Consider the following 7,434-nt stretch of genomic DNA (forward strand, 5'->3'; position numbering starts at 1 on the left):
GGAATGTAACGGTACATTACGGTTTCCGCGCCCGACACCGCATTTTTTGCAGGCTATTCCACGCCTTTTTCGTTATTTTGTGGTTCTCCTTTTTCGTATTCAGATGAAATTTTCCCACTTACATAACCATACCCAGTTTTCTTTACTCGACGGTGCTTCTTCCATTCCCCGGTTATTTGACAAAGCGATAAAGGATGAGATGCCCGCCGTGGCCATTACGGATCATGGCAATATGTTCGGGGTTTTTGAATTCGTGGCACAGGCCTGGAAAAAAACCAAGGTTGTCGGAAAGACCGAAGACGGAAAGGATATCGTGGAACCGGTGGTAAAACCGGTAGTGGGTTGCGAATTCTATCTTGTGGAAAACCGCCACAAACGCCAGTTTACGAAAGAGGAAAGGGATAAACGCTACCATCAGCTCCTGCTGGCAAAAGACGAAACGGGTTACAAGAACCTGGTAAAGCTCTGCTCCCTGGGCTTCATTGAGGGCTTATATGGTAAATACCCCCGTATTGATAAGGAAATCTTACTGAAACATCACGAAGGACTGATTGCCACTACCTGCTGCCTCGGTGCGGAAGTGCCGCGCACGATCCTTGAAAAAGGGGAGGAAGAAGGCGAAAAGGTTTTCAAATGGTGGCTGGATCTGTTCGGGGACGATTATTACGTCGAGTTTCAGCGACATGAAATACCGGAGCAGATCAAGGTAAACGAGGTATTGGTAAAATTTGCCCGCAAATACCGGGTACCGATCATCGCTTCCAACGACTCGCATTACGTGGACGTGGAAGACTACAACGCGCACGACATCCTGCTCTGTATCAATACCGGCGAAAAGCAGGCAACGGAGAAAATGAAGGACTTCGGTGATGACGATACCGGTGCCCGTAACAAACGTTTTGCATTCTACAACGACCAGTTTTATTTTAAAACCACCGACGAAATGTCGGACCTGTTCCACGACCTGCCGGAAGCAATCGACAATACCGGCATGATCGTGGATAAGATCAAGCCCCTGAAACTCGAAAGAGATATTCTCCTGCCGCACTTTAAAGTACCGCAGTCGTTCAACGATGACCAGGATGCCTACCTCGAACATCTTACCTGGGAAGGCGCCAGAGAACGGTACAAAGAAATAACACCCGAAATCGATGAGCGACTCCGGTTCGAGCTGTTCACCATCCGCACGATGGGATTTGCGGGATACTTCCTGATCGTATCGGACTTCATCAAAGCCGGCAGGGATATGGGCGTATTCATCGGGCCAGGCCGCGGATCGGCTGCGGGATCAGCCGTAGCCTATTGCATCGGTATTACGAACATCGATCCGATCAAATACAACCTGCTCTTCGAGCGTTTCCTGAACCCCGACCGGAAATCAATGCCGGATATCGATACGGATTTTGACGACTCCGGCCGTCAGAAGGTGATCGATTACGTAGTGGATAAGTATGGCAAGAACCAGGTGGCTCATATCATCACATACGGCACTATGGCTGCCAAAAGCAGTATTAAGGACGTGGCGCGGGTAATGGATCTTCCGTTGCCCGATGCAAACGGACTTGCCAAACTGGTTCCGGAGAAACCGGGCATTTCCCTGAAACGTGTGCTGCACGCTCCTATCGACAACTCTACCGATACGCAGAAAAGTCTGAAAGACAAAGAAGAGTTGCGGGAAGAAGATCTGGTAAACGTGCGCAGGCTGCGGGAGATCTACGATGACGAGCATTCTCCGATGTCTGCCATCCTGCATGAGGCGGAAAAGCTGGAAGGCTCCGTGCGCAATACGGGCATCCACGCCGCGGGTATTATCATCGCACCGGAAGACCTGAGCAACCTGCTGCCGGTAAGCGCCTCCAGGGACGTAAACCTCCTGATCACACAATACGAGGGTAATGTGATTGAGAGCGCCGGCGTTATCAAGATGGACTTCCTGGGACTGAAAACCCTGTCCATCATCAAGGACGCGCTGGAACTCATCAAACTCAACTACGGGATCAGCATAGACATAGACGAACTTCCGCTGGACGATGTAAAGACATACGAGCTGTACCAGCGTGGAGAAACCAACGGTACTTTCCAGTTTGAAAGTCCGGGTATGCAGAAGCACCTGCGCGACCTCAAACCCGATAAGTTTGCCGACCTGATCGCCATGAATGCCCTGTACCGGCCCGGACCGCTGCAATACATCCCCAACTTCATCAAACGGAAACACGGTATCGAAGAGATCGTCTACGACCTTCCGGAAATGGAGGAATATCTCGCCGATACGTATGGGATCACGGTGTACCAGGAGCAGGTGATGCTGCTGTCGCAGAAACTGGCAGGGTTTTCGAAAGGAGACGCCGACGTGCTGCGGAAGGCTATGGGTAAGAAAGACCGTAAGACCCTGGATAAAATGAAAGGCAAGTTTATCGATGGCGCCGTTGCAAAAGGACTGCCGGGGGATAAACTGGAGAAGGTGTGGACCGACTGGGAAGCATTTGCGCAGTATGCGTTCAACAAATCGCACTCCACCTGCTATGCGCTCGTAGCCTATCAGACAGCCTACCTCAAAGCACACTACCCTTCTGAATATATGGCTGCGGTGCTCAACAATGCTAACAGCATCGACAAGATCACCTTCTTTATGGAAGAATGCCGCGCGATGGGATTGAAGGTACTGGGTCCGGATATCAACGAGTCCCTGCAGGGATTCTCGGTAAACAAAGACGGTGTGGTACGTTTCGGACTCGGCGCGATCAAAGGCGTGGGCGAAGCTGCGGTGGAAGATGTGCTTGCAGAACGCAAACTGAATGGCCCTTATAAAGATATTTTCGATCTCATCAAACGTGTAAACCAACGTACGGTCAATAAAAAATCGCTGGAGAACCTTGTACTGGCGGGTGCGTTCGACAGCTTTAACATGCACCGCGCGCAGTACTTCCATACGGCGCCCGGAGAGCTGGTCAACAACCTTGAAAAGATCGTTCGCTTCGGCAGCCAGTTCCAGGCCGATGCAAATGCCAGCACCAACAGTCTTTTCGGAGATCTGCAGATGCCGGAAGTAAAATCGCCGGATTTGCCGAACTGCGAACCCTGGCTGCTTCCGGAATTACTGGAAAAAGAAAAAGAAGTGGTCGGTATCTACCTCAGTGCACATCCGCTGGACGGTTATAAATTTGAGATGACCCATTTTCAGTTCCTGCCCATCAACGACATCGAACAATACAAAGGCCGCCCCGTACGCATTGCGGGCTTCGTCTCCGATGCACGGGAACTCTACACCAAGAAAGGCGATAAATACGGACGCTGCGTGATCAACGACTATTCCGGCAAGATGGAACTGAGCTTCTGGAAAGAGAATTTTGTAAGGTTCGGCGATTATCTGAAAGACGGTCAGAAACTGATGATCACAGGTAAGTACTCAGAACAGCGATTCCGTCCCGGCACCTGGGAGTTTGAGGTGCAGAACATCGTATTGCTGGAACATTCGCGGAAGGTACTCGGCAAACGACTGAACATGATGGTGCCCCTGCATAAGGTAGATCCGGAGCTGGTGCATTTCCTGACTGAGAACCTGCGGAAACATCCGGGTACCACCGAACTCTCGCTGAAGGTGGCCGATCTGACGACAATGCGCAGCATCTCCCTCAGAAACAGCTCGTTGAAGTTTGAACTGAACGATGAACTGATCCACTTTTTAACCGAACACGATTATATAGAATTTGGCGTAGAGGTGAATAATTAGGGTAATAAATATAGCCATAACACAACATGTGATTAACGTGTGTATAATAAGATACCCTGATAGCGACATATAGTAAATCCTTCCGCCTGCTTGAGTAAAAATGCATACTTTTGTTCCCTAATTTTAATTCAAACAAAAAAACGAAAAATGGCAGCTGTTTATACCGATGCAAACTTCGACACAGAAGTGCTGAAAGCCGATAGATTATCAGTAGTTGACTTTTGGGCTCCATGGTGCGGTCCCTGCCTGGCTTTAGGTCCGACCATAGATGCATTGAGCAAAGAATATGATGGAAAAATCAACGTGGGTAAAGTAAATGTAGACGAGAATCCCAACCTGTCTATCAATTACGGAGTTACAAGCATCCCTTGCGTACTGTTCATCAAAAACGGTGAAGTAGTAGACAAACAGGTTGGTGCCGCTCCAAAATCTGCTTACGACAAGAAAATCCAACAGCACCTGTAATCTGTGCTGCGTTATTTTAATCCCGTTTCGGGGTTTTAAAAAAAGCTGTCTCTTCCGGGATAGCTTTTTTGTTTGCAGGATTGGAATACAGCATGTGCGAGCAGCGTACTGCAAAGATTGCTTCGACGCCTACACGAAGGCTCTATGCGCGTCTCGCAAGGACGCGCAAGTTGGACGGTGCCCAACACGGAGCAAATCCCTCCCGATCCCGATAGCTATCGGGATCGGGAGGGGGAGGGGCCGGGGTGGGTCTGTGAAAAACGATGAGTTCACGGCGGGCAAGAAAGATTGCTTCGACGCACCTCAGTGAAGGGCTATGCGCGTCTCGCAATGACGCGCAACGGGAAACCCACCCCTATCCCCTCCGATGGAGGGGAAGCCAACGTGTGCGAGCGGCGTGCAGGAGAGATTGCTCCGACGCGCAAAGGGGATTGTGCACAGTGCAAAAACCTATTGACAACAATACCTAACCCGAACGTCTCCCGATAGCTATCGGGAGCGCGCCAATGAGCGAAGGGTTGGAACAACCCAAGCGAAGAAGGCAAAGCAATCTCTGAACGATTACTGTAGATTGCTTCCTCGCTAGCTGCACGCACAGGCTATACGCTCGTCGCAATGACACGAAAAGATGGACAATGCTCAGTTCGGAGCGAATCCCCTCCCCGGGAGGGGCTGGGGGTGGGTCTGACAACGCGCTCTCCGGAAGGCTGCAACAAACCAAAATAAAAAAGCGGGGCGGTAGAAACCACCCCGCCGACCAAACATGTTGATCAAGCAAGTATTTTAATAGGCCTACTTAAGCCTGTATATTCTTTACAATATCCGGTCCGGAGACCGGTATCCACCGCGACGTAGTCCGGAGACTACGCCGAGCGGGAGTTAGATTTACTCCGCCTTATATAACAAGGCGGCGAAACCACCCAGACTCGAAACATCAAACGAACCGGAATATCCGCTTCCACTCGAAGCTCCAGTAAATAGAACATTATATGTACCGGGAACCATTAATCCTATGAGTCTTAGGTTCGCGGCGTTGGAATTACCAAGTGTCGTTGTATTCCAATTCGAAAAATTACCATCATCTATTAAATCCGATCCGGCAACCGCCGACAGTGTGAGAAATCCGACTTGATTTACAGAGGATGCGGCACCTCCGACCAAAGCTTTTAGGAACAATAAGTAAACACCTTTCTGTGTGATGGTAATTGTGCCAATTGTCTGAGTTCCGGAAGCGGCAGAAATTCCGGTTTTAGGCGTATTTACAACTGCCACTTTGGTCCAAGAAGTTGAAACATCCTTCCAGGTTGCGACTCCATTTGCATCGCTGACCAACAATTTCCCAGCACCCTGCGATCCGTCTTTGATCTGGATCGGTCCGCTGTGCGTGATCGTATCGGTAAACGAGGTACTGCCCACTCCCGTTCCTTTCTTCTCCCAGGGCTCCGTTGCCGTAATCAGACTCGTTACCGATTGTCCCGTTGGCAACATCACACTCTCTTTCGCTTTGATCGCATACACCATCGCTACGTTGCGGGGACGGGTTTCGGATGCTGTTCGAGGTGTACCATTGGTTCCATTAGTAACCGGATCAAGCGTTGTTCCTGTAGCAGAACCTGAGCCAACATTACTATAATAGTCGCCAACTGTGGATCCAGTTGATGAGTATGGTTTACTTGTATTAAGTTGAACATTCATTCTATGACCTTGAAATGCATCCATTTGTAAACTTCCCAACACCCTACTTGCATCAATACCTCTTCCATGATCCCATCCTCTAATAAACTCACCTCTTAAGTCAGGCAGGTTAAAGGTCGTAGAGCCGTCGCCTGCTCCGTACGTGGTGCCGATCTTCGCAAACAGGGTAGCAAATGTTGTACGGCTTACCGGAGCACCGTTACACTCCAGGTAGTCACTTGGGATCGCGCTATAGGCAAATGCTTCAATGCTGCCCACCGTCTGGTCCGGGGCTGTGCTCATCGCCACCCGGCGCACCACTCCGTTTGCATCTGCCGTCAGTACAGAGTCTGTCGTAAAGCTGCCGCTCTGCAAGCCTTCCAGCTTCAGCGGATTGCTCGTCGCTTTCACATGCAGCGTGTTTGTTGGCGCACTCAGTCCGATACCGATCTTACCCGTACTGTCCACCACCATGCGTTCCGTATTGTTGCTGCGTACCCGCAGGCTGATATTGTCTGTCGTACCGATAAAGTTGCTGCCGCTGTTCGTGTTTGCGTTGCCCTTCAGGTTCCAGTAGTTCACATTCAGGCTGTCTTTGACAGGGCTGCTGCCGATCAGCTTCGCTATGGAGTCTTTCACCGGGCTCTGCAGCATCTGCTTCGCTACCGCCGTGCTGTCCAGTCTCAAAGAAGTAGCCTTCAATGTTGTTCCCGTGCCGCCTGTTACCAGGATTCCGTTGCTGTTGGTAAGGTCTTTGCCGGTAATGCTGCCCGAGCTGAGCGCACTGTTGATCACAGAGATCACACTGTCTTTCACCGGTGTCTTTGTAATGCCTACGGCCAGGGAATCCTTTACAGGGCTTTTGTTCACCATCTTCGCCACCTGCGAGCTGTCCATCGGTGTGGTGCCTGCGGCCCATTTGGAGCCGTCCCATACCATCGTCTGGTTGGTGGCAGTACCGTCCGTGAGTCCGAGTGTGAAGGGCGAAGCGGCGGTGCCGGAGCCGGCACGTGTGAGTCCTTTATTCGTGGTAGCATTCAGTACCTCGTTGCCTACGGCTGCATCTGCCCCTACCGGTTGCCAGGCGCTGCCGTCCCAGTACACCGGTCCAACCGGTATGGCGGGCGGGCCTGCTATCGCTGCAGTGTTGAACACCATATCGCCCACATTCGTTCCCGCAGGACTGGTGCTGCTCGTAAGTGCGGTAGTGGTCAGGCCTGCGCTGCCCGGTGCCCATTTGGAGCCATCCCATACCATTGTCTGGTTGGTGGCGGTACCGTCCGTGAGTCCGAGCGTGAACGGCGAAGCGGCTGTGCCGGAGCCGGCACGCGTGAGTCCTTTATTCGTGGTTGCATTCAGTACCTCGTTGCCTACGGCTGCATCTGCCCCTACCGGCTGCCAGGCGCTGCCGTCCCAGAATACGGGTCCGGCAGGTATGGCTGGCGGGCCTGCCACTGCTGTAGTATTGAACACCATGTCCCCGATGCTGTTACCGGCCGGTGTGGTGCTGCTGCTCAATGCTGTATTTGCCAGGCTTACCTCCCCTTTGGAGATCAGGCGGATCC

The 7,434-nt window shown here is 51.5% G+C and carries 3 protein-coding genes; 2 read left to right on the plus strand and 1 reads right to left on the minus strand.

Annotated elements, in window-relative coordinates:
* Nucleotides 1-103: 103 nt before the first annotated feature.
* Nucleotides 104-3,730 (plus strand): DNA polymerase III subunit alpha, encoded by a 3,627-nt coding sequence (gene dnaE, locus ABD846_RS12485; protein ID WP_344827487.1) that lies wholly within the window; start codon nt 104-106, stop codon nt 3,728-3,730.
* Between the two features lie 147 nt (nt 3,731-3,877).
* On the plus strand, nt 3,878-4,195 hold the full coding sequence (gene trxA, locus ABD846_RS12490; RefSeq protein ID WP_344827489.1) for a thioredoxin: 318 nt from the start codon (nt 3,878-3,880) through the stop codon (nt 4,193-4,195).
* An 885-nt stretch (nt 4,196-5,080) separates the two neighbouring features.
* Here trxA and ABD846_RS12495 read toward each other — a convergent pair.
* A partial coding sequence (locus ABD846_RS12495) for a tail fiber protein (protein ID WP_344827492.1) occupies nt 5,081-7,434 on the minus strand: 2,354 nt, incomplete at its 5' end.

The organism is Rurimicrobium arvi, from assembly GCF_039540495.1.
Lineage (GTDB): Bacteria > Bacteroidota > Bacteroidia > Chitinophagales > Chitinophagaceae > Rurimicrobium > Rurimicrobium arvi.